At 71.2% G+C, this 19,707-nt stretch carries 16 protein-coding genes; 11 read left to right on the forward strand and 5 right to left on the reverse strand.

Annotated features, from left to right (window positions below; all coding sequences use genetic code 11):
• Positions 1–173: 173 nt before the first annotated feature.
• Positions 174–1,730 carry a M1 family metallopeptidase gene (locus ACFT4A_RS06730; RefSeq protein WP_382826564.1) on the forward strand — a complete coding sequence of 519 codons (1,557 nt, stop codon included), beginning with the start codon at positions 174–176 and terminating at the stop codon, positions 1,728–1,730.
• Between the two features lie 34 nt (positions 1,731–1,764).
• Here the strand turns inward: ACFT4A_RS06730 and ACFT4A_RS06735 are convergent, their stop codons facing one another.
• From ACFT4A_RS06735 to ACFT4A_RS06745, 3 genes are all read right to left on the reverse strand, one after another.
• Positions 1,765–2,862: a mechanosensitive ion channel family protein gene (locus ACFT4A_RS06735; protein WP_382826566.1), complete on the reverse strand. Its 1,098-nt coding sequence runs from the start codon at positions 2,860–2,862 to the stop codon at positions 1,765–1,767.
• A 248-nt stretch (positions 2,863–3,110) separates the two neighbouring features.
• Positions 3,111–3,875 (reverse strand): crotonase/enoyl-CoA hydratase family protein, encoded by a 765-nt coding sequence (locus ACFT4A_RS06740; RefSeq protein ID WP_382826568.1) that lies wholly within the window; start codon positions 3,873–3,875, stop codon positions 3,111–3,113.
• 43 nt (positions 3,876–3,918) lie between these two features.
• The gene (locus tag ACFT4A_RS06745; RefSeq protein WP_382826570.1) at positions 3,919–4,902 is read right to left on the reverse strand and encodes a YbhN family protein; all 984 of its coding nucleotides are present in this window, start codon (positions 4,900–4,902) and stop codon (positions 3,919–3,921) included.
• A gap of 225 nt (positions 4,903–5,127) precedes the next feature.
• On the opposite strand from ACFT4A_RS06745, the gene ACFT4A_RS06750 reads away from it, so the two are divergent.
• Both ACFT4A_RS06750 and ACFT4A_RS06755 read left to right on the forward strand, forming a co-directional pair.
• Positions 5,128–7,008, forward strand: a complete 1,881-nt coding sequence (locus ACFT4A_RS06750) for an ABC transporter ATP-binding protein (RefSeq protein ID WP_382826639.1) — start codon at positions 5,128–5,130, stop codon at positions 7,006–7,008.
• Positions 7,009–7,092: 84 nt separating this feature from the next.
• Positions 7,093–7,599 (forward strand): hypothetical protein, encoded by a 507-nt coding sequence (locus ACFT4A_RS06755; RefSeq protein ID WP_382826572.1) that lies wholly within the window; start codon positions 7,093–7,095, stop codon positions 7,597–7,599.
• 2 nt (positions 7,600–7,601) lie between these two features.
• Here ACFT4A_RS06755 and ACFT4A_RS06760 read toward each other — a convergent pair whose 3' ends face one another.
• Positions 7,602–8,579 (reverse strand): Bug family tripartite tricarboxylate transporter substrate binding protein, encoded by a 978-nt coding sequence (locus tag ACFT4A_RS06760; protein ID WP_382826573.1) that lies wholly within the window; start codon positions 8,577–8,579, stop codon positions 7,602–7,604.
• A gap of 98 nt (positions 8,580–8,677) precedes the next feature.
• Between ACFT4A_RS06760 and ACFT4A_RS06765 the strand changes: the two genes are divergently transcribed.
• On the forward strand, positions 8,678–10,306 hold the full coding sequence (locus ACFT4A_RS06765) for an ATP-binding protein (protein ID WP_382826575.1): 1,629 nt from the start codon (positions 8,678–8,680) through the stop codon (positions 10,304–10,306).
• On the forward strand, positions 10,303–11,007 hold the full coding sequence (locus ACFT4A_RS06770) for a response regulator (protein WP_382826577.1): 705 nt from the start codon (positions 10,303–10,305) through the stop codon (positions 11,005–11,007). The genes ACFT4A_RS06765 and ACFT4A_RS06770 overlap by 4 nt, the downstream gene beginning before the upstream one ends.
• 123 nt (positions 11,008–11,130) lie before the next feature.
• On the opposite strand, the gene ACFT4A_RS06775 is transcribed toward ACFT4A_RS06770, so the two are convergent.
• On the reverse strand, positions 11,131–12,078 hold the full coding sequence (locus ACFT4A_RS06775) for a methionyl-tRNA formyltransferase (RefSeq protein ID WP_382826579.1): 948 nt from the start codon (positions 12,076–12,078) through the stop codon (positions 11,131–11,133).
• A 246-nt stretch (positions 12,079–12,324) separates the two neighbouring features.
• Here ACFT4A_RS06775 and ACFT4A_RS06780 point away from each other — a divergent pair, with 246 nt between their 5' ends.
• The 6 genes from ACFT4A_RS06780 to ACFT4A_RS06805 all read left to right on the forward strand — a co-directional run bounded on the left by ACFT4A_RS06780 (position 12,325) and on the right by ACFT4A_RS06805 (position 19,695).
• The gene (locus ACFT4A_RS06780) at positions 12,325–13,680 is read left to right on the forward strand and encodes a lysine N(6)-hydroxylase/L-ornithine N(5)-oxygenase family protein (RefSeq protein WP_382826581.1); all 1,356 of its coding nucleotides are present in this window, start codon (positions 12,325–12,327) and stop codon (positions 13,678–13,680) included.
• Between the two features lie 56 nt (positions 13,681–13,736).
• Positions 13,737–14,798: a FecCD family ABC transporter permease gene (locus ACFT4A_RS06785; RefSeq protein WP_382826583.1), complete on the forward strand. Its 1,062-nt coding sequence runs from the start codon at positions 13,737–13,739 to the stop codon at positions 14,796–14,798.
• Complete coding sequence (locus tag ACFT4A_RS06790; protein WP_382826585.1) at positions 14,795–15,856, forward strand: FecCD family ABC transporter permease; 1,062 nt, start codon at positions 14,795–14,797, stop codon at positions 15,854–15,856. The genes ACFT4A_RS06785 and ACFT4A_RS06790 overlap by 4 nt, the downstream gene beginning before the upstream one ends.
• A gap of 38 nt (positions 15,857–15,894) precedes the next feature.
• Complete coding sequence (locus ACFT4A_RS06795) at positions 15,895–16,743, forward strand: ABC transporter ATP-binding protein (protein ID WP_382826587.1); 849 nt, start codon at positions 15,895–15,897, stop codon at positions 16,741–16,743.
• 102 nt (positions 16,744–16,845) lie between these two features.
• Positions 16,846–17,907, forward strand: coding sequence for an iron-siderophore ABC transporter substrate-binding protein (locus ACFT4A_RS06800; RefSeq protein ID WP_382826589.1), 1,062 nt, complete (start codon positions 16,846–16,848; stop codon positions 17,905–17,907).
• The gene (locus ACFT4A_RS06805) at positions 17,908–19,695 is read left to right on the forward strand and encodes an ABC transporter ATP-binding protein (protein WP_382826590.1); all 1,788 of its coding nucleotides are present in this window, start codon (positions 17,908–17,910) and stop codon (positions 19,693–19,695) included. It abuts the gene before it with no gap.
• Positions 19,696–19,707: the final 12 nt, after the last annotated feature.

Genomic DNA, 19,707 nt, shown 5'->3' on the forward strand with positions numbered 1-19,707 from the left:
CACGTCTGCAACATTGCTCGACATCAAGATATCTCGTGAGCGATCGATCATCGACAGGGGTCCGCCGCCAGTTTCGGGCAACCGATCGGCCCGCTCCTTTGTCATGGAGAGAGATCACTCACTCCATGACACGGCCGGACCTGACCACCCGGCCGTCCGAGCGAAAGCGGACCATGAGATATCGCACCAGAGTGACGGCCCCGGCGGCCGCCCTGATCGGCACGGCGGCGGCTCTGACCACGGGGGCCCCGGCCCGGGCGGCCACCTCGGAGGAGACCGGGCGTACGGACGCCGCCCCGGGCCCCGAGACCCTCGGCGACCCCGTCTTTCCCGCCCTCGGCAACGACGGCTACCGCGTCTCGGCCTACCACCTCGACTTCGCGTACGACGCCACGACCCGGCTCGTCGAGGCAACCGCGATCCTGACGATCCACACCACCCAGCCCCTGAGCCGTCTCTCCCTCGACGCGCTCGGCCTGGACATACGCTCCGTCCGCGTCGGCGGCCGCACCGCCGGCTTCGAGCAGGTGGCCGAAAAGCTGCGGATCACCCCCGCGCGTACGCTCCCGGCGAAAGCCCGGGTGACCGTGTGCGTGGAGTACTCCGCCGACCCGCGCCGGGCCCTGCCGCACACCGGCTGGGTCGCCACCCCGGACGGTTTCGCGGTGTGCTGCCAGCCGGACTCCGCGCACACCGTCTTCCCCTGCAACGACCACCCCTCCGACAAGGCCGACTTCACCTTCCGCCTCACCGTGCCCGGGGCGCTGCGGGGCGTCGCGAGCGGCCTGCTCGTGCGCACCGAGCAGCTGACCGGCGACCGTACGGCGTACACGTACCGCTCCCGCTCGCCGATCGCCACCGAGGTGGTGCAGATCACCGTCGGCGACTATGTGATCAAGGACCGGCAGGGCCCGCACGGCCTGCCGCTGCGGGACGTCGTCCCCACCGCCCGCGCCACCGCCCTGGAACCCGCCCTGGCGCTCACCCCGGCCCTGGTGGAATGGGTCGAGCGGCGGCTCGGGGCGTACCCCTTCGAGACGTACGGCCTGCTCCCGTGCAACTCGGACGACCCCCAGGCCTTCGACTTCACCGGCCTGGAGACGCAGACCCTCACGCTCTACAAGCCGAACTACCTCCTCCAGGAGGAGAGCAGGATCGGCTCGCACATGATGCACGAGCTGGTCCACTCCTACTTCGGCAACAGCGTCAGCCCCGCCACCTGGGCCGACCTGTGGCTGAACGAGGGACACGCCGACTTCTACGGGCTGCTGTACCGCTACGAGCGCGGCTGGGCCGACTCCCTGGGCCTGACCACCATGGAAGCCCGGATGAAGGACACCTACGCCCGCGGCGACCAGTGGCGCCACACCTCGGGGCCGGTCGCGGCTCCGAACGCGGTCAACCTCTTCGACAGCCAGCGCTACCTCGGCGGCGTGCTCGTCCTGTACGCGCTGCGGCAGCAGATCGGCGAGGCGGCCTTCAGCGCCGTCGAGCGCGCGTTCCTGGAGCGCCACCGTGACGCCACGGCGTCCACGGAGGACTACATCGCGGTCGCCTCCGAGGTCTCCGGACAGGACCTCACCGGCTTCCTGCGGGACTGGCTGTACGGGACGAAGACACCCAGGATGCCGGGCCACCCGGACTGGACCGTGACGCCCGTGAAGCCGTCCCTCGCGGCACCGCGCAGCCGGAGGGACAGCCACCACCACGACAACTCCGCGACGCTGTAGGAGCCGGAGCGGAGAAGGTATCGGCCGGGGTGCCTCAGTCGAGCCGGGCGACCGTCATGTCGCCCGGCTCGAACGCGCCGGTCCGCTGCTGCGGGATGACGGTCGCGCCCTGCTGGAGCGCCACCGTGCGGGCCGGGGCGGGGATGCGGATGCCCTCCGCGCGGTAGCGCTTGTGCAGGCGCTTGATGAACTCGTGCTTGATCCGGTACTGGTCGCTGAACTCGCCGACGCCCAGGATGACGGTGAAGCCGATGCGGGAGTCGCCGAAGGTGTGGAACCGGATGATGGGCTCGTGGTCCGGCACGGCGCCGTCGACCTCGGTCATCGTCTCGGCGATGACCTCGTTGGTCACGCGCTCCACGTGCTCCAGGTCGCTGTCGTAGGCCACCCCGACCTGCACCAGGATGGTCAGCTGCTCCTCGGGGCGCATGAAGTTGGTCATGTTCGCCTGCGCGAGCTGGCCGTTGGGGAGCACGATGAGGTTGTTGGACAGGTTGCGGATCGTCGTCTGTCGCCAGTTGATGTCCTCGACGTAGCCCTCCTCGCCGCTGCTCAGCTTGATGTAGTCACCGGGCTGGACGGTCTTGGAGGCGAGGATGTGGATGCCCGCGAAGAGGTTGGCGAGCGTGTCCTGAAGTGCCAGCGCGACGGCCAGACCGCCGACGCCCAGGGCCGTGAGCATCGGGGCTATGGAGATGCCCAGGGTCTGGAGCACCACCAGGAAGCCGATCGCGAGGACCAGGATCCGGGTGATGTTGACGAAGATCGTGGCCGATCCGGCGACACCGGAACGGGACTGGGTGAGGGTGCGCACCAGGCCGGCCACCACCCGGGCCGCCGACACCGTCGCGACGAAGATGAGCAGCACGGTCAGCGCCTGGTTGGTGTGGTGCTGCACCGTCCGGGTCAGCGGCAGCACCGCCGCCGCGCCCGCCACGCCGCCCACGACCGCGGCCCACGGCACCACGGCCCGCAGCGCGTGCACGATGACGTCGTCCCCGCTCCAGCGGGTGCGGTCGGCGTGCCCGCCGAGCCAGCGCAGCAGGATGCGCAGCGCGAAGGCCGCCAGCAGGCCCGAGGCCAGGGCGATGCCCGCGAAGACCAGGTCGTCCACCGTGAGCGCCCGGTTCACCGGTCACCTCCGGGGCGAAGAACCGCGGCGAACGCCGTCGTCGACGGCCGGATGTGAAGTCTCGTCACGTAGTCACCTGCTCGTTTTCGGGGGAAGTCCGATCACGCCCGACCACCCTGACCCGGGGTCGGCGCAATCGTTCATCCTGCCGCATCCCGTACGGGGCTTCGTACCGGAGACAGGGGGGAGCGGGGGGTGAGTTACTGCACATGACGTACCGTCGCGTGCGCCGGATCCGCCCGGCTCGTTCACAGATCCTTGAACGATCCGTGCCGGCCCGCTCCGGAGGCGAAGCGGGCGGCGCCCTCGACGCTCTCCGCCAGCACACCCGCGCCGTGCCGGAACTCGGTGTCCAGCGCGGCCGGCTCGTCCAGGCCCTCCTGGTCGAGGACGGAGGCGCGGTCGGAGCGCAGGCACGCCTGCGGGAACCCGGCGATCGAGGCGGCCAGTTCCTCGGCCCCGGCGCGGGCGCGGCCGGCCGGGACGACACGGTTGACGAGTCCGATGTCGTGGGCCTCGGCGGCCTGGACGGGCCGTCCCGTGAGGATCAGGTCGAGGGCGCGGCCGGTGCCGATCAGCCGGGGGAGCCGTACGGTGCCGCCGTCGATCAGCGGCACGCCCCAGCGGCGGCAGAACACGCCGAACACGGCGTCCTCCTCGGCGACTCGCAGATCGCACCAGAGGGCCAGTTCCAGACCCCCGGCCACGGCGTGCCCGGCGACCGCGGCGATCACCGGCTTGGACAGCCGCATCCGGGTCGGTCCCATCGGGCCGTCGCCGTCCGGCTCGGCCCGGTTGCCGCGGTCGGTACCCAGCGACTTGAGGTCGGCGCCCGCGCAGAAGGTGCCGCCCTCGCCCCAGAGCACCGCCACCCGCGCTTCCTGGTCCGCCTCGAACTCCCGAAAGGCGGCGGCGAGTTCCGCGGCGGTCGGGCCGTCCACGGCGTTGCGCGCCTCCGGTCGGGAGAGGACGACCGTGGTCACGTGTCCCTGACGCTCGATCCGCACCGGCATGGTGAAGTCCCTTCTGCGTGACGGAGTCGGCACGCTACCCGGGTCAGATCACCTTCAGCCGCACCAGCGCCCCCAGCGTCACCGCGCCCGGCAGCAGCGGCAGCCAGACGGTGATGACCCGGAAGGCCAGGACCACGGCCGTGGCCACCGCGGCCGGGCCGCCCGCCGCCACCAGCGCCACGACCAGCGCCGCCTCCACCGAGCCGATCCCGCCCGGGGTGGGCACCAGCGCGACGGCGACCGTGGCCGCCAGGTAGGCCACCGCCATGTGCGCGGGCGGCACGCCCAGCCCGAGCGACTGCCCCACCAGCACCAGCACGGAGGCCTGCAACGCCGGGAAGGCGAAGGAGCCGCCCCACAGGGCCAGGGCCCGGGCCGGGCGGGTGTGCACCGAACGCGCCTCGCCGAGTGCCGTACGCAGGAAGGAGACCAGGGCCGAGCGCACCCGCCCCACGAGGGCGACCACGGCCGCCGCGAGCACGAGCACCACTCCGGCGCCCGCCAGCAGCGGGCCGAACGCCGTCTCCGGAACCAGGGTGCTCAGCCGCAGCGCGTCGGGGAACGCGAGGAACAGGGCGCCCAGCAGGGCGACCCGGCCGATGCTCTCCGCCAGCAGGTACAGCGCGAGCGCGGCCGAGGAGCGGGCGAGCGGCAGCCCGCACACCGTCATGAACCGCAGATTGACCGCGCTCGCGCCGAGGCCGGTCGGCAGCAGGTGGTTGGCCGCGCCCGCCGCGAACTGGGTCGCCAGAAGCCGCCGTTTGGGCAGCGGTTCGACGACCGCGCCCTGCCGGGTGCAGGCGGCGGCGACCCAGGTCATACAGGTCGCGCCGACCGCGGCCAGCAGCCATGGCCACTCGGCGGTGCCCAGGTGTGCGAAGCCCTCGGCCAGCACCGACCGGTGCCGCACCGCGACCACGGTGACGAGCAGGAGCGGCAGCAGACACAGGATCTGACGCAGGCGCCGGACCGGGACGCGACGGGGGAGTCGTCCCGGGCGGATTTCGGGGAGTTGTACCGCTGTCACATCCGCAGAGGCTTCCCACGCCGTGCCAACGGCGGGTTGCGGAAGCGGGGACTGCGGATTGCGTGCGGGGAGCGGCTCGGAGGAGATCGTCATAGAGGCCTTCGCGCGGGGAGCGGGCGGGGGACGGGAAGAGAGGGATCGGGCTGATTGTGCGGGATGTCGGGGGAGCTGCGCGAGCGCCTTGACCTCAAGAAAGCTTGAGGTTCTACGTTTCGTGCCATGAGCATGGAGACCACAGCGTGGACACAGCTGCAGAGCGTCATGCACGCCGAGCAGGAAAGCCGCCCCTTCGCCCTGGCGACCCTGCGCCGCATCGGCGCGTTCGCCCGCCCGCACCGGCGCCGCATCGCCCTCTTCGTCCTGCTCGGCGTGGGGACCGCCCTGCTCGCCGTGGCGACCCCCGTCCTGGCCGGGAGGGTCGTGGACGTGATCGTCTCGTCCGGCGACGAGGGCACCGTCGTACGCCTGGCCCTGCTCATCGCGCTGATCGCGGTGGCGGAGGCGGCGCTCGGCATCCTCGGCAGGAGGCTGTCGGCGACGCTCGGCGAGCACCTCATCCTGGATCTGCGGACCGCCGTCTTCGACCATGTGCAGCGGATGCCCGTGGCGTTCTTCACACGCACTCGTACGGGCGCCCTCGTCTCCCGGCTCAACAACGACGTCATCGGAGCCCAGCGCGCCTTCAGCAACACCCTGTCGGGCGTGGTCAGCAACCTCGTCACGCTCGTGCTCACCCTCGCCGTGATGCTGACCCTGTCCTGGCAGATCACCCTGCTGGCGCTGGTGCTGTTGCCGGTGTTCGTGCTCCCGGCCCGGCGCATGGGCCGCCGTATGGCCCGGATGCAGCGGGAGGCGGCGACGCTGAACGCGGCGATGGGCACCCGTATGACCGAGCGCTTCTCCGCACCCGGCGCAACCCTGGTCAAGCTCTTCGGCAGGCCCGAGGAGGAATCGCGCGAGTTCGCCGAACGCGCCCGCCGCGTCGCGGACATCGGCGTCCGCACGGCCACCGCCCAGGCCGCCTTCATCACGGCCCTCACCCTGGTCTCCGCCCTCGCCCTGGCCCTGGTCTACGGCCTCGGCGGCTGGTTCGCCCTGCGCGGCTCCCTGGAACCGGGCGCGGTCGTCTCGCTGGCACTGCTCCTGACCCGCCTGTACGCGCCCCTGACCGCGCTGGCCGGGGCCCGGGTCGAGGTGATGAGCGCACTGGTCAGCTTCGAGCGGGTCTTCGAAGTGCTCGACCTGCGCCCGCTCATCGAGGAGAAGCCGGACGCGCGCGGGGTGCCCGACGGGCCCGTGGCGGTCGAGTTCGAGCAGGTCCGCTTCGGCTACCCCGCCGCCGACAAGGTCTCCCTGGCCTCCCTGGAGGAGGTCGCCACCCTGGACCGACGGGGCGGCGACGAGGTTCTGCACGGCATCTCCTTCCGCGCCGAACCGGGCCAGACCGTGGCGCTCGTCGGATCCTCCGGCGCCGGCAAGTCGACCGTCGCGCAACTGCTCCCGCGCCTGTACGACGCCGACGAGGGCGCCGTACGCGTCGGCGGCGTCGACGTCCGCGACCTGAGCGCCGGGGCCCTGCGGGAGACCCTCGGCATGGTCACCCAGGACGGGCACCTCTTCCACGACACCGTCCGCGCCAACCTCCTGCTGGCCCGCCCCGCGGCGGCGGAGGAGGAGGTCTGGGACGCCCTGCGCCGGGCCCGTCTCGACGACCTCGTACGGTCCCTGCCCGACGGCCTCGACACCGTGGTCGGCGAACGCGGCTACCGGCTCTCCGGCGGCGAGCGCCAGCGTATGACCATCGCTCGGCTGCTGCTGGCCCGCCAGCGGGTCGTCATCCTCGACGAGGCCACCGCCCACCTCGACAACACCTCCGAGGCCGCCGTGCAGGAGGCACTCACCGAAGCCCTCGACGGAAGGACGGCGGTCGTGATCGCCCACCGGCTGTCCACGGTCCGGTCGGCGGACCAGATCCTGGTCGTCGAGGCCGGCCGGATCGTGGAACGGGGCACGCACGAGGAGCTGCTGGCGGCGGGCGAACGGTACGCGGAGCTGTACCGCACCCAGTTCAGCGAGACGGAGCGCACGGTGATCGAAACCATGTGAACGGCTCCGGGGGCGCGTCCGTACCACTTCCGAGTACTCACGCCTGCCCACCAGGGCAGAACAGCGCGCATCCGGAGAGGCGACGTGTCCCAGCAGCAACCGCACGCACCATCCAACCGCCGGACCCCGTCCCGCGCCCACCGGCTGCGTGCCGCCGCGGCCGTGGGCGCGCTGGTCGTGCTTCCCCTGGTCACCGCCTGCGGCGGCGGTGACGACAAGAAGCCGGCCGGCAGCGACAAGGCCGCGACGCAGGGCGGGTCCGCCGCTCCCGCCGCCGGTGTCGTCGCCCCGGCCAAGGTGGAGGTCATCGCCGGGCTGGCCGGCTGCAAGGTGAAGATCCGCACCGAGGCGGACGAGCTGCGCGAGGGCGTGTGCCACACGAAGAAGGGCGACTTCCTCATCACCACCTTCCCCGAGGAGAAGCTCAAGGAGACCTGGCTGGAGGCGGCCCGGGTGTACGGGGGCAAGTACCTCGTCGGCATGCGCTGGGTGGTCAGCGCCAAGCCCGGCATGTACGAGCACCTGCGCGCGAAACTCGGCGGCACCGTCCAGGAGATGCAGGGCATAGGCCCCTCCGCGAACCCCTCCTGACGTCACTCCGGCACCAGGCGGCGGACGAGGCCGGCGACCTGTGCGTCCTGCCGTGCGAGGAAGGTCTCGAAGGCGCGGCCGGTGGCGAACACGTCGGTCCAGCCGTGCCGGCGGAGTTCGGCACGCCACCGGCGGGATCCGTGCAGCTCGGTCAGCGCGTCGATCCAGCGCCGCCGCTCGGTGTCGCTGATACCGGGCGGGGCCACGATGCCCCGCCAGTTGTTGAAGACCAGGTCGATCCCGGAGGACCTCAGGGTCGGGACACCGGGCAGGACACCGACCGGCCGCTCACCGGTGACGGCGAGGACCCGCAGCCGGCCGCCGCGTATCTGGTCCAGGAACTCGCCGAACCCACTGGTGGCGACGTCGACCCTGCCGTCGAGCAGCGCGGGCAGCAGATCGCCGCCGCCGTCGTACGGGACGTAGCCGACCTTCCGCGGGTCGATGCCGACCGCCTGCGCCAGCTCCATCGGCAGCAGATGATCGGGGCCGCCGACGGAGGAGCCGCCGCCCACCCTGAGGCGCCCTGGGTCCTCGCGCCAGGCGTCCACCAGGGCGCCGATCGTGCGGTACGGCGAGTCCTCGCGGACGACGACCGCGCCGGCCTCCTCGATCAGGCGGGCGATCGGGGTGGTGTCGCTGACGGACACCTTCGCGCCCGCCGCGTGTGACGCGCCCACCACTCCGAGACCCATCTGCAGCGCGAGTTCGCCGTTGCCCTTCTCGTCGACGACACGCTGCAGACCTACTGTGCCGCCGGCACCCGGCAGATTGAACACCTGTACGTCCGACGCGATCCCGGTCTCCTCCAGCACCCGGGCCGCGGTACGGGCCGTGGTGTCGTAGCCGCCGCCGGGGGTGTTGGGCACCATGAGCCGCAGGCTGGCGGTGTCGCCGCCCGGCCACGCCCCGCACCCGCAGACCACCAGCAGCGCAAGGACGGCGAGGGTGCCGAGAAAGCCGCGGGCCGGGCCTCTCATGACACCTCCCTTTCGATTTCCACTGGTGGGCGTCATGATTGTCCGACTCGGCACATGAGCCGCTCCCCCTTGTGTCGGCAGAGAAGATTGAGTTCGTTGTGGTCGCCACCTTTCGTCGCCATTCGCTCGCGGGCGAGATGCTGGTGCTCCAGCTCGCCATCGTCGTGGTGGTGCTGCTGGCGGTCGCCGCGGTCTCCCTCGCCCAGTCGCAGGCCACCTTCACCCGCGTCGAGGGACGCCGGGTGAGCGCGCTGGCCGAACAGCTCGCCGCCAACCCCCTGGTGCGCAGCCAGCTGGTGCGTCCCGCGCCGGGGGAGACGCTCGCCCCGCTGGTGCACTCCACGCAGGCGCAGTCCGGGGTGACCTCGGTGACGGTGGCCGACGCCGTCGGCCGGATCGTCAGTTCCACCAACCCCACGGTCGTCGGCGAGCGGCTGCCGCTCGGGCCGGGAACCACCCGGGAGCGGGGCTGGTCGGGACAGCTGACACTGGACGGCAACCGCCAGCTGGCCGCCCAGGTCCCCGTCCTCGGGGCGACCGAGGCGAACCTCGGCCGGATCCTCGGCACGGTGATGATCGGCGAGGCCGACCCGACGGTGTGGCAGCGGCTCAGCGGCGCCTCCTCCTACCTGCTCGCCTACCTGGGCATCGCCAGCGGGCTCGGCGTGGCCGGCTCCTGGCTGCTCGCGCGGCGCGTGAAACGGCAGACCCTCGGGCTGGAACCACGGGAGATCGCCGGACTCGCCGAGCACCGGGAGGCGATGCTCTACGGGATCGCCGAGGGCGTGATCGCCCTGGACCCGCAGCACCGGCTCACCCTCGTCAACGACATGGGCCGCCGTCTGCTCGACCTGCCCGAGGACTGCGTGGGCCAGAGCCTGGGAGGCCTGGGCATCGACGGACGGCTGCGCGACGTGCTGGCCGGAACCACCGCCGACAAGCGGGACGAGGTCGTCGTACGCCGCGGCCGGGTCCTGGTGATGAACCGGATGACCGTCACCAAGGACGGCCGGCTCCTCGGCTCCGTCACCACCCTGCGCGACCGCACCGAACTGGCCCGGCTGGAACGGGAGATCGGGTCCTTCCGCAGCTCCTCGGAGCTGCTGCGCGCGCAGGCGCACGAGTTCGCCAACCAGCTGCACACCATCTCCGGGCTGATCCAGATCGGAGAGCAGGACGAAGTCGTGCGCTACATCCGCGCGTTGAACCAGCGCCGCCAGTCCCTGGACGTCACCCTCAGCCGCCGCGTCCGCGACACGGCGGTGGCCGCGCTCCTGATGGCGAAGGCGTCCCTCGCGTCCGAACGGAAGGTCAGCCTGCGGATCTCCGACGACACCGCACTGGAACGGCTGGCCCCGGAGGACGCCGCCGACGTGGCGACCGTGGTGGGCAACCTGGTCGACAACGCCGTCGACGCCGCCGCCCCCGACGGGCAGCGGTGGGTCGAGGTGGCGCTGCGGCAGGACGCCTCCAGCGTGGAGATCGTGGTACGCGACTCCGGCCCCGGCGTGGCTCCCGAACTGGCCCGCGAGGTGTTCTCCCACGGCTTCACCACCAAGGCCGCGCGCGAGGGCGAGCGCGGCATCGGACTGGCCCTGACCAAGCTGGTCTGCGAACGGCACGGGGGCGAGATCTCGGTGTCCAACACCCCCGACGGAGCGGTGTTCACCGCACGCATGACCGTCGGCCGGCTCACCGGCACACTGACGGAAGGAGCGGCCCCATGACCCCCGGAACGCCCCGCGAGGCGGGCACGATCGACGTCCTCGTGGTCGACGACGACTTCATGGTGGCCCGCGTCCACCGCACCTTCGTCGAACGCGTCCGGCCCTTCCGCGTCGTCGGCGTGGCCCACACCGGCCGGCAGGCCATCGAGGCCGTGGACGAACTGCGCCCCGACCTCGTCCTCCTCGACCTGTATCTCCCCGACCTCTTCGGCCTCGACGTCATCCCCCGGCTGCGCACCGCCGGCCACGACTGCGACGTCATGGTCATCAGCGCCGCGCAGGAGGCCGACACGGTCCGCGGCGCCGTCCGCCGAGGCGTCGTCGACTACCTCCTCAAACCCTTCGAATTCGAGGACCTGCGCCCCCGCCTGGAGCGCTACGCCGCCCAGCGGGGCCGCCTGCTGACGACGGTCGTACGAGGCCAGGCCGACGTGGACCGCGTCCTGGCCGGCGCGATCGTCCCCGCCCCCGCCCTCACCCTGCCCAAGGGCATGAGCGTGGAGACCGCCGAACTGGTCGAACGGGCCCTGCGCGCGACGGACAACACCCTGTCCGCGACCGAGTGCGCCACCCTGACCGGCATCTCCCGCGTGAGCGCCCGCCGGTATCTGGAGTACTTCCACGGCGCGGGCAGTGCGGAGGTGACCTTGCGGTACGGCGCCGCGGGGCGGCCGGAACGCGGCTACTCCTGGCGGGCGTGACCCGTACACCAGGAGCCGGACTCGGACCGTGTACCCCGCCGGTACGCGATCGCCGCCGCGCGGACCGGAGTCCGTGCGGCGGCGATGTGCGGCCGGCCCCGGGACCGTACCGGGGCCGACACGTCAGGGGCGGTTGGTGAGGTAGCCGCCCATGGAGGTGAAGTACTCGGCGGCGGGCAGTTCCCGGCCGTCCTCGGTGCGTACGCGGGTGATGGCGAGGCCCTGGTTGCGGCCGTTGCGGGCGTCGGCGCCGGCGACGATCACCACGCCGTCGCCCTCGCGGTAGAAGATACGGCCGGGGGTGCCGCCGTAGCGGCCCTCGGACACGAACGCGGCCAGGATGTCGAGCCGCTTGCCGCGGTGGAAGGTGTAGGCGCTGGGGTACGGCTCGGACTGGGCGCGGACCAGGCGCTCCAGGTCCGCCGCAGGCCAGCTCCAGTCGATGCGGCTGTCCTCGTCGGCGCGCTTGTGGAAGAAGGACGCCTGGGAGCGGTCCTGCTTGGTGAACTCGGTCTGCCCGGAGGCGATGAGGCCGAGCGCGCCGATGGTGACCGGGGCGATGAGGTCGACGGTCTTGTGGAAGAGGTCGGTGGCGGTGTCCGTCGGACCGACCGCCACCGCCTCCTGCCGGACGATGTCACCGGCGTCGAGCTCGTCGTTCATCATGTGCGCCGTGACGCCCACCTCGGGCTCGCCGTTGATGAGGGCCCAGATCAGCGGGGAGAAGCCGGCGTACTTCGGCAGCAGCGAGTCGTGCACGTTCAGCGTGCCGTGGCGCGGCAGGTCGAAGATGCGCGGGGGGATCCACGTCCGCCAGTTGTTGGCGACGATGATGTCCGCGTCGGCCGCCTTGAGGCGCTCGAACAGCTCGTCGTCGTCCGGGCGGTTGCGGATCAGCACGGGGACGCCGTGCTCCTCGGCGAGGTCGGCGACCGAGTCGCTCCAGATCTTCTCGTACGCGTGCTCGCTCTTGGGGTGCGTCACGACCAGCACGACGTCGTGCTCGGACTCCAGGAGGGCTTGCAGGGTGCGATGCCCCCAGGTCTGGTAACCGAACATGACGACCCGCATGGGGTTCCTCCTCAGAGCAAGGGTTTGGCCGAGGTAAGTAAAGCAAGGCTTACCTTAGTCCGCAACGGGGGCCCATGATGCCCCAGTTGTGGAACCCCGCCCGGTGGGCGTCCGTTTTGTCCAGTCGACACCTTCGCCGGTTTAGCTTAGGCTCACCTAAGTTCCGTGGCATGCCGCTTCGTTGGCATGCCCGCCTTTCGTTCCCTCCACACCTGACACGCGGCTGCCCCGCACGATGGGAGTGACATGTCGCAGGTTCTTCCTGGTGACGCACAACCGGTCCACGACCTCATTGGCATCGGCTTCGGACCGTCCAATGTGGCCATGGCTATCGCGCTCCGCGAGCACAACGCGCGCGTCGGCAGGCAGGAGGCAGTCACCGCTCACTTCTTCGAGCAGCAGCCCCGCTTCGGCTGGCACCGCGGCATGCTCATCGACGACGCCACCATGCAGGTCTCCTTCCTCAAGGACCTGGTGACGCTGCGCAACCCGTCGAGCGAGTACAGCTTCCTCTGCTACCTGCAGAGCAAGGGCCGGCTGATCGACTTCATCAACCACAAGAACCTCTTCCCGCTGCGCGTGGAGTTCCACGACTACTTCGAGTGGGCCGCGGCCCAGGTCGACGACATGGTGTCCTACGGCCACGAGGTCGTCGGCGTCGCGCCCGTGACCCGTGACGGCGTCGTGGAGTACCTCGACGTGACCGTCCGGTCGGGGGAGGGGCTCGAGGTCCACCGGGCCCGCAACCTCGTCATCGGCACCGGGCTGCGCCCCCTCATGCCCGAGGGCGTGGAGCGCGGCGACCGCGTCTGGCACAACTCCGAACTGCTGGCGAAGGTCGACGAGTTGGAGGGCACGTCACCCTCCCGGTTCGTCGTCGTGGGCGCCGGACAGAGCGCCGCCGAGAACGTCGCCTACCTGCACCGGCGCTTCCCCGAGGCCGAGGTCTGCGCGGTCTTCTCCCGCTACGGCTACAGCCCCGCCGACGACAGCGCCTTCGCCAACCGGATCTTCGACCCCCAGGCGGTCGACGAGTACTTCTCGGCGCCCGAGGACGTCAAGCGCCGGCTGATGGACTACCACGGCAACACCAACTACTCCGTGGTGGACATCGACCTCATCGACGACCTCTACCGGGAGTCGTACCGGGAGAAGGTCCTGGGCACCGAGCGCCTGCGCTTCATCAACGTCTCCAGGCTCACCGGCGTCAAGGAGACGCAGGCCGGCGCCCGGGCCACCGTGACGTCCCTCGTCACCGGCGAGGAGACCGACCTGGACGCGGACGTCGTGGTCTTCGCCACCGGCTACAGCCAGGCCGACCCCACCGGCCTGCTCGGCGAGGTCGCGGGTCGCTGCGCCCGCGACGACCAGGGCCGCGTGCGCGTCGAGCGCGACTACCGCATCGCGACCGACCCCGACCTGCGCTGCGGCATCTACCTGCAGGGCGGCACCGAGCACACGCACGGCATCACGTCGTCCCTGCTCTCCAACACGGCCATCAGGGTGGGCGACATACTCGACTCGCTCCTCGGCCGGGGCTCCGGACCCGCCGCCGAGGACGCCCGGACGCTCGCCGACGACACCGGCAGCCCGGCCCGCTAGGCGCTCCGCTGCGCCGGATCAAGTCGCCGACCGCACAAGGGATAACGTACGTCGACATGGGCACGACTGCTGCAGTTGAGCGCCCCGCGCCCAGGGGCTCGTCGAAGGCCCGTCGGCGGCGGGTCGTGGGTTTGGGCACCCTCGTGGCGCTCCTGGTGATCGCCACGGTGCTGTCGCTGGCCGTCGGCGCACGCGCGTTGAGTCCCGCCGACGTGTGGCACGGACTGTTCGCCGCCCCGGAGTCCGACCAGCGGCTCACCGAGATCCGGCTCATCGTGCAGACCGTGCGGGTGCCCCGGACGGTTCTCGGGGTCGTGGCGGGCATCGCCCTCGGGGTCGGCGGGGCGTTGATCCAGGGGTACACGCGCAACCCGATCGCCGACACGGGGCTGCTGGGCGTGAACTCCGGAGCCTCGTTCGCCGTCGTGGTGGCGATCTCCGTGTTCGGGTTCGGCAACCCGTTCCAGTACGTCTGGTTCGCCTTCCTGGGGGCGGGCATCGCCGGTGTCGTCGTGTTCGGGCTGGCGAGCATCGGCCGGGGGGCGGGCAACCCGCTGACGCTCGCCCTGGCCGGACAAGGGGTCACGGTGTTCCTGGCGGCGATGACCACGGCGGTCGCGCTCTCGGACCAGCAGGCCCTGAACGCCCTGCGGTTCTGGAACTCGGGCTCCCTGAACGGGGTCGGATTCGACGTCATCTGGCCGGTCAGCGCCTTCATCGCGGCCGGTCTCGTGCTGGCCCTGACCACGCTGCCCTCCCTCAATCTGCTGAACCTGGGTGACGACGTGGCGCGCGGCCTGGGCGTGAACATCGCGCTGAGCCGGACCGTCGGCATCGCGTCCATCACCCTGCTGGCCGGCGCGGCGACGGCGGCCTGCGGACCCATCGCGTTCCTCGGTCTCATGGTCGCCCACGTGGCCCGGTATCTGACCGGGCCGGACTACCGCTGGCTGGTGCCCTACGCCGGTCTGCTCGGGGCCGTCGTCCTGCTGGTCTGCGACATCGTGGGCCGACTGGTGGTGCGGCCGGGCGAGTTGGACGCGGGTGTCCTGGTGGCGCTCCTCGGCGCCCCGTTCTTCGCGGTTCTGGTCTGGCGCGGAAAGTTCAGGAAAGCATGAACGTGACAGATGTGAAGCCGTCGGTGCTGCCGGGCGTACGGCTCGGCCGGGTGTCGTTCTTCTGGCGGCCCTGGATCCTGTGCGTGACGCTGCTGCTGGCGACGGCGACCTTCCTGGTGTTCTGTCTGTCCATCGGCGTGGGGGACTTCCCCATCAGCCTGTCGCGGGTGATCGCGACGATCCTCGGGCGGGGCGAGCAGGTCGACCAGTTCGTGATCATGGACCTGCGGATGCCGCGTGCCCTGGCGGGGCTCGTCGTGGGCATCGCGCTGGGGGTGTCCGGGGCGCTCACCCAGTCCATCGCCCGCAATCCCCTGGCCAGCCCGGACGTTCTGGGCATCATCCCGGGCGCCAGCGCCGTCGCGGTGTTCGCCGTGACCGTGTCGGGCGGAACCGCGGCCGCGGTCGTGGACTCCGTGGGCCTGTCCGCGGCGGCGCTCGCCGGCGGGCTCGGCACCGGCCTGCTGGTGTACTTCCTGGCCTGGCGGCGCGGGGTCGACGGCTTCCGGCTCATCCTCATCGGCATCTCGGTGAGCGCCGTGATGGAGGCGATCACGACCTGGCTGCTCGTCACGGCCGACATCAGGGACGTGGCCAAGGCCCAGGCGTGGCTCGTCGGTTCGCTGGAGGACCGCGAGTGGAGCGAGGTGTGGGTGGCTCTGTGGTGCTCCGTCGTCCTTCTCGTCGTGGTGTCCTTCGTGGCGTTCCAGTTCAGGCCGATGCACTTCGGCGACGAGGTCGCCGCCGGCCTGGGCGTCCGGTACGCGGCGGTACGGGCGGTCCTGCTGCTGTGTGCCGTACTGCTGGCCGGTGTGGCGGTGAGCGCGGCGGGCCCGGTCCCCTTCGTCGCGCTGGTGGCACCGCAGGTGGCGATGCGTCTGGCGAGGTGCCCGACACCGCCGATGGCGGCCTCGGGTCTGGTGGGCTCGTTGCTGCTGATCGGCTCGGACCTGGTCGCGCGCACGGCGCTGCCGGTCTCGCTCCCGGTCGGTGTGGTCACCGCCGCGATCGGCGGCCCCTTCCTCGTCTATCTGCTGGTGCGGGCGAACCTCAGATAGGTGTACAAGAGTCAGGCATACCTAAGTAAGGGGGGCTTGTGGTCGCACAGTCCATCAACCGGACGAAGGCCGGGATCGACGATGCCTCGCGGCTGGCAGCCGAGGGCGTCACGGTCGGGTACGGCGGCCGGGTCGTCATCGACGAACTCGACGTGGCGATACCGCCAGGGGTGGTCACCACGATCATCGGCCCCAACGGCTGCGGCAAGTCGACCCTGTTGAAGACGCTGTCGCGGCTGCTCAAGCCGACCGGGGGAACCGTCGTCCTGGACGGCGAGGACATCGGCCGGCTCCGGACCCGGGACGTGGCGAAGAAGCTCGGCCTGCTGCCGCAGGCGCCGGTCGCGCCCGAGGGGCTGACGGTGGCCGACCTGGTCGCCAGGGGCCGCCATCCGCACCAGAGCTGGCTGCGGCAGTGGTCCTCGGACGACGCCGAGGTGGTGGACCGCGCACTCGCCATGACGGGCGTGTCCGACCTGGCGGACCGCCCGGTCGACGCGCTGTCCGGCGGGCAGCGCCAGCGCGTCTGGATCTCCATGACGCTGGCTCAGGGCACCGATCTGCTGCTGCTGGACGAGCCGACGACCTATCTGGACCTGGCGCACGCCATCGACGTCCTGGACCTGGTGGACGACCTGCACGAGTCGGGCTGCACCGTCGTCATGGTGCTGCACGACCTCAACCTGGCCACGCGCTACAGCGACAACCTCGTGGTGATGAGGGAGGGGTCGATCCTGGCGCAGGGCCACCCGCGCGACGTGATCACCGCCGAGCTGCTGCACGAGGCGTTCGGACTGCGCGCACAGGTCATCGACGACCCGGTGGGGGACCGGCCGCTCATCGTGCCGATCGGTCGCACACACGTCCAGTTGGACACATCCCGATAAAGACGGAGAGGTAAGGCTAGGCTAACCTCACTCACCCAGGGTAAGGTTTGCCTGCCCTTAGGCGAGGGTGCAGCGAACTAGCGCGAAAGCAAGGGGTTTTGGATGCTCCTCCATCGAACGACGCTCAGAAGGCCCTGGCGGCGCATGGCGGCGATACTGACCGCCGCCACCCTCGGCGTCGGTCTCCTCGCGGGATGCGGTTCCGACTCGGCGGACAAGACGGACCAGCAGAACGACGGCACGCAGGCCGCGTCCGCCGGCGCCTTCCCGGTGACCGTGGAGCATGCCTTCGGATCCACGACGGTCGACAAGGCGCCCCAGCGGGTCGTCTCCGTCGGCTACACCGACGACCAGACCATCCTGGCCTTCGGCATCAAGCCCGTCGGCATGGTCGACCAGTACCCGAACCCCCCGGGCAAGAGCCCTGACATCAACACCCAGTGGCCCTGGGTGAAGGACAAGTGGGGCGACACCAAGCCCGAGGTCGTCATGAAGAACGGCGACTCCGGCCCCAACTACGAGAAGATCGCCGCCCTGCGCCCGGACCTGATCGTCGCGGTCTACTCCGAGATCGACAAGGCCGCCTACGACAAGCTGTCCAAGATCGCCCCGACGGTGGCGCGCACCAAGGCCGAGAAGGAGCCCTTCAGCGCCCCCTGGCAGGACAACGCGCTCCACATCGCCAAGGCCCTCGGCAAGGCCAAGGAGGGCGAGAAGATGGTCCAGGACATCCAGGGCCAGCTCGACGCCGCCAAGAAGGCCCACCCCGAGCTCGGGAAGGAAACCGCCGTCGCGCTGTCCTGGTACAAGGACTCGGTGGCGCCGTTCACCTCCACCGACGTGCGCGGACGACTCGTCACGGGCATCGGCTACAAGTACCAGACCGAGATCGACAAGATCGCGGGCGGCAGCTTCTACACCACGCTCTCGCCGGAGCGCGTCGACCTCGTCGACGTCGACCACATCTTCGTCATCAACGACAAGGCCGACACCGAGGCGCTGAAGAAGTTCAAGCTCTTCGCCAACCTGGACGCCGTGAAGAAGGGCAACGTGTCGTACCTGCTCGACAGTGAGGGACCCGCGGTCGGCGCGGCCATCTCCCAGGGCACCCTGCTGTCCATGCCGTACGCGATCGACGAGCTCGTCAAGTCGGTCGATCAGTAAGTGAGCACCACCGAAACGCATGCCGCCCCGGCGACCCTGCGCACGACGACCGGCCGCGAAGCCACCCGATGGGTCACGGCGCACTGCCGTGAGATGCCCTGGCTGACGGCCGCCACCGTGCTCACCACGGTCGCGGGGGCGGCGCTCCAGGTGCTCCCGGTGCTCCTGCTCGGCCGCGTGGTCGACGGGGTCGTCGGGGGCGAGGAACGATCGATCCTGGTCACCATCGGGGTGTTGATCGGTGCCGCCGCGCTGCTCGGCGCGGCGGCCACCGCGGTCTCGACCTACCTGATCGGACGGCTGGGCGCGGATCTGCTCGCCCGGCTGCGCGAAGGCGCCGTCCGGGCGGTGCTCGGGATGCCGAGCGCCCGGATCGAGCAGGTCGGCCGGGGAGACGTGCTCTCCCGGGTCGGTGACGATGTGGCCGTGCTGTCCAAGGGCATCCGCACGGCCGTGCCCACCGTGTTCTCGGCGGGCGTGCTGGTCGTCATCGCGACCCTCGGCATGTTCGGTCTCGACTGGCGGCTCGGCCTGGCCGGCGCCGGCGCACTGCCCGCGTACGCCCTGGCCCTGCGCTGGTATCTGCCCCGCTCCGCCCCGCTCTACCGGAAACAGCGGGTGGCCCAGGCCGACCGGGCGCAGGCGTTCATCAGCGGTCTGAACGGCATCGACACGGTCCGCGCGTATCGCCTCGAGAGCGCCTTCCGCGAGAAGGTCACCAGCGAGTCGTGGCGGGTGCGTGACCTCGGCATCGAGGTCTTCCGGTTCTTCGGCCGGTTCGTCGGCCGGGAGAACCGCGCCGAGTTCATCGGTCTCGTCCTGATCCTCGTCGTGGGATACGCCCTGCTGGAGGCCGACGCCGCCAGCCTCGGCGAGGTGTCGGCGGCTCCGCTGCTGTTCCACCGGCTGTTCACCCCGCTGGGCGCCATCATGTTCACCTTCGACGAGGCGCAGAAGTCGGGCGCGAGCCTGACCCGTCTGGTCGGGGTGCTGGGGGAGGCCGCCGAAGAGCGCCTGGTGGGCGACGAGTCCGTCCCGGCGGCCGAGGCCGGTTCCTACCCGGTGGCGGTGCGGGGGCTGACGTTCCGATATCCCGGCTCGGAGGATCCGGTGCTGCGGGACGTCGACCTGACCATTCCCGCCGGTGGTTCGCTCGCCCTGGTCGGGGCGACGGGCGCGGGCAAGACGACCCTGGCCGCGCTGATCGCCGGCATAGGGACCCCGGAGGCCGGGTCCGTGCGGGTCGGGCCGACCGATCTCGCCGACCTGGACGAGGCCGGAGCGCGGGCCCTGGTGAGCATCCTGACGCAGGAGACACATGTGTTCTCAGGTCCGCTCGCCGAGGATCTGCGGCTGGCCGCGCCGGAGGCGACCGACGCCGAACTGACGGACGCCCTGCGCACCGTGGGCGCCGACGGCTGGGTCGACGCGCTGCCCGAGGGGCTGAACACCTCGGTCGGCGAGGGCGGTGAGCGCCTGGACGTCACCAAGGTCGCCCAGATCGCGCTGGCCCGGCTGGTGCTGGGCCGGGCGCCGGTGGTGGTGCTCGACGAGTCGACCGCGGAGGCCGGCAGCGAGGGCGCCGCCGAGCTGGAGCGGGCCGTACTGGCCGCCTGCGCGGGCCGGACGACGCTGTTCGTGGCGCACCGGCTGACCCAGGCGATGGCCGCCGACCGGATCGCCGTGCTGGACGCGGGACGCGTCGTGGAACAGGGCACGCACGAGGAGCTCGTGGCTCTGGGCGGCAGGTACGCACGACTGTGGCGGGCCTGGCGAGAGGGTAGTTAGGCAACCCTTATT

This window comes from Streptomyces sp. NPDC057099 (genome assembly GCF_042671245.1).
GTDB lineage: Bacteria > Actinomycetota > Actinomycetes > Streptomycetales > Streptomycetaceae > Streptomyces > Streptomyces purpurascens.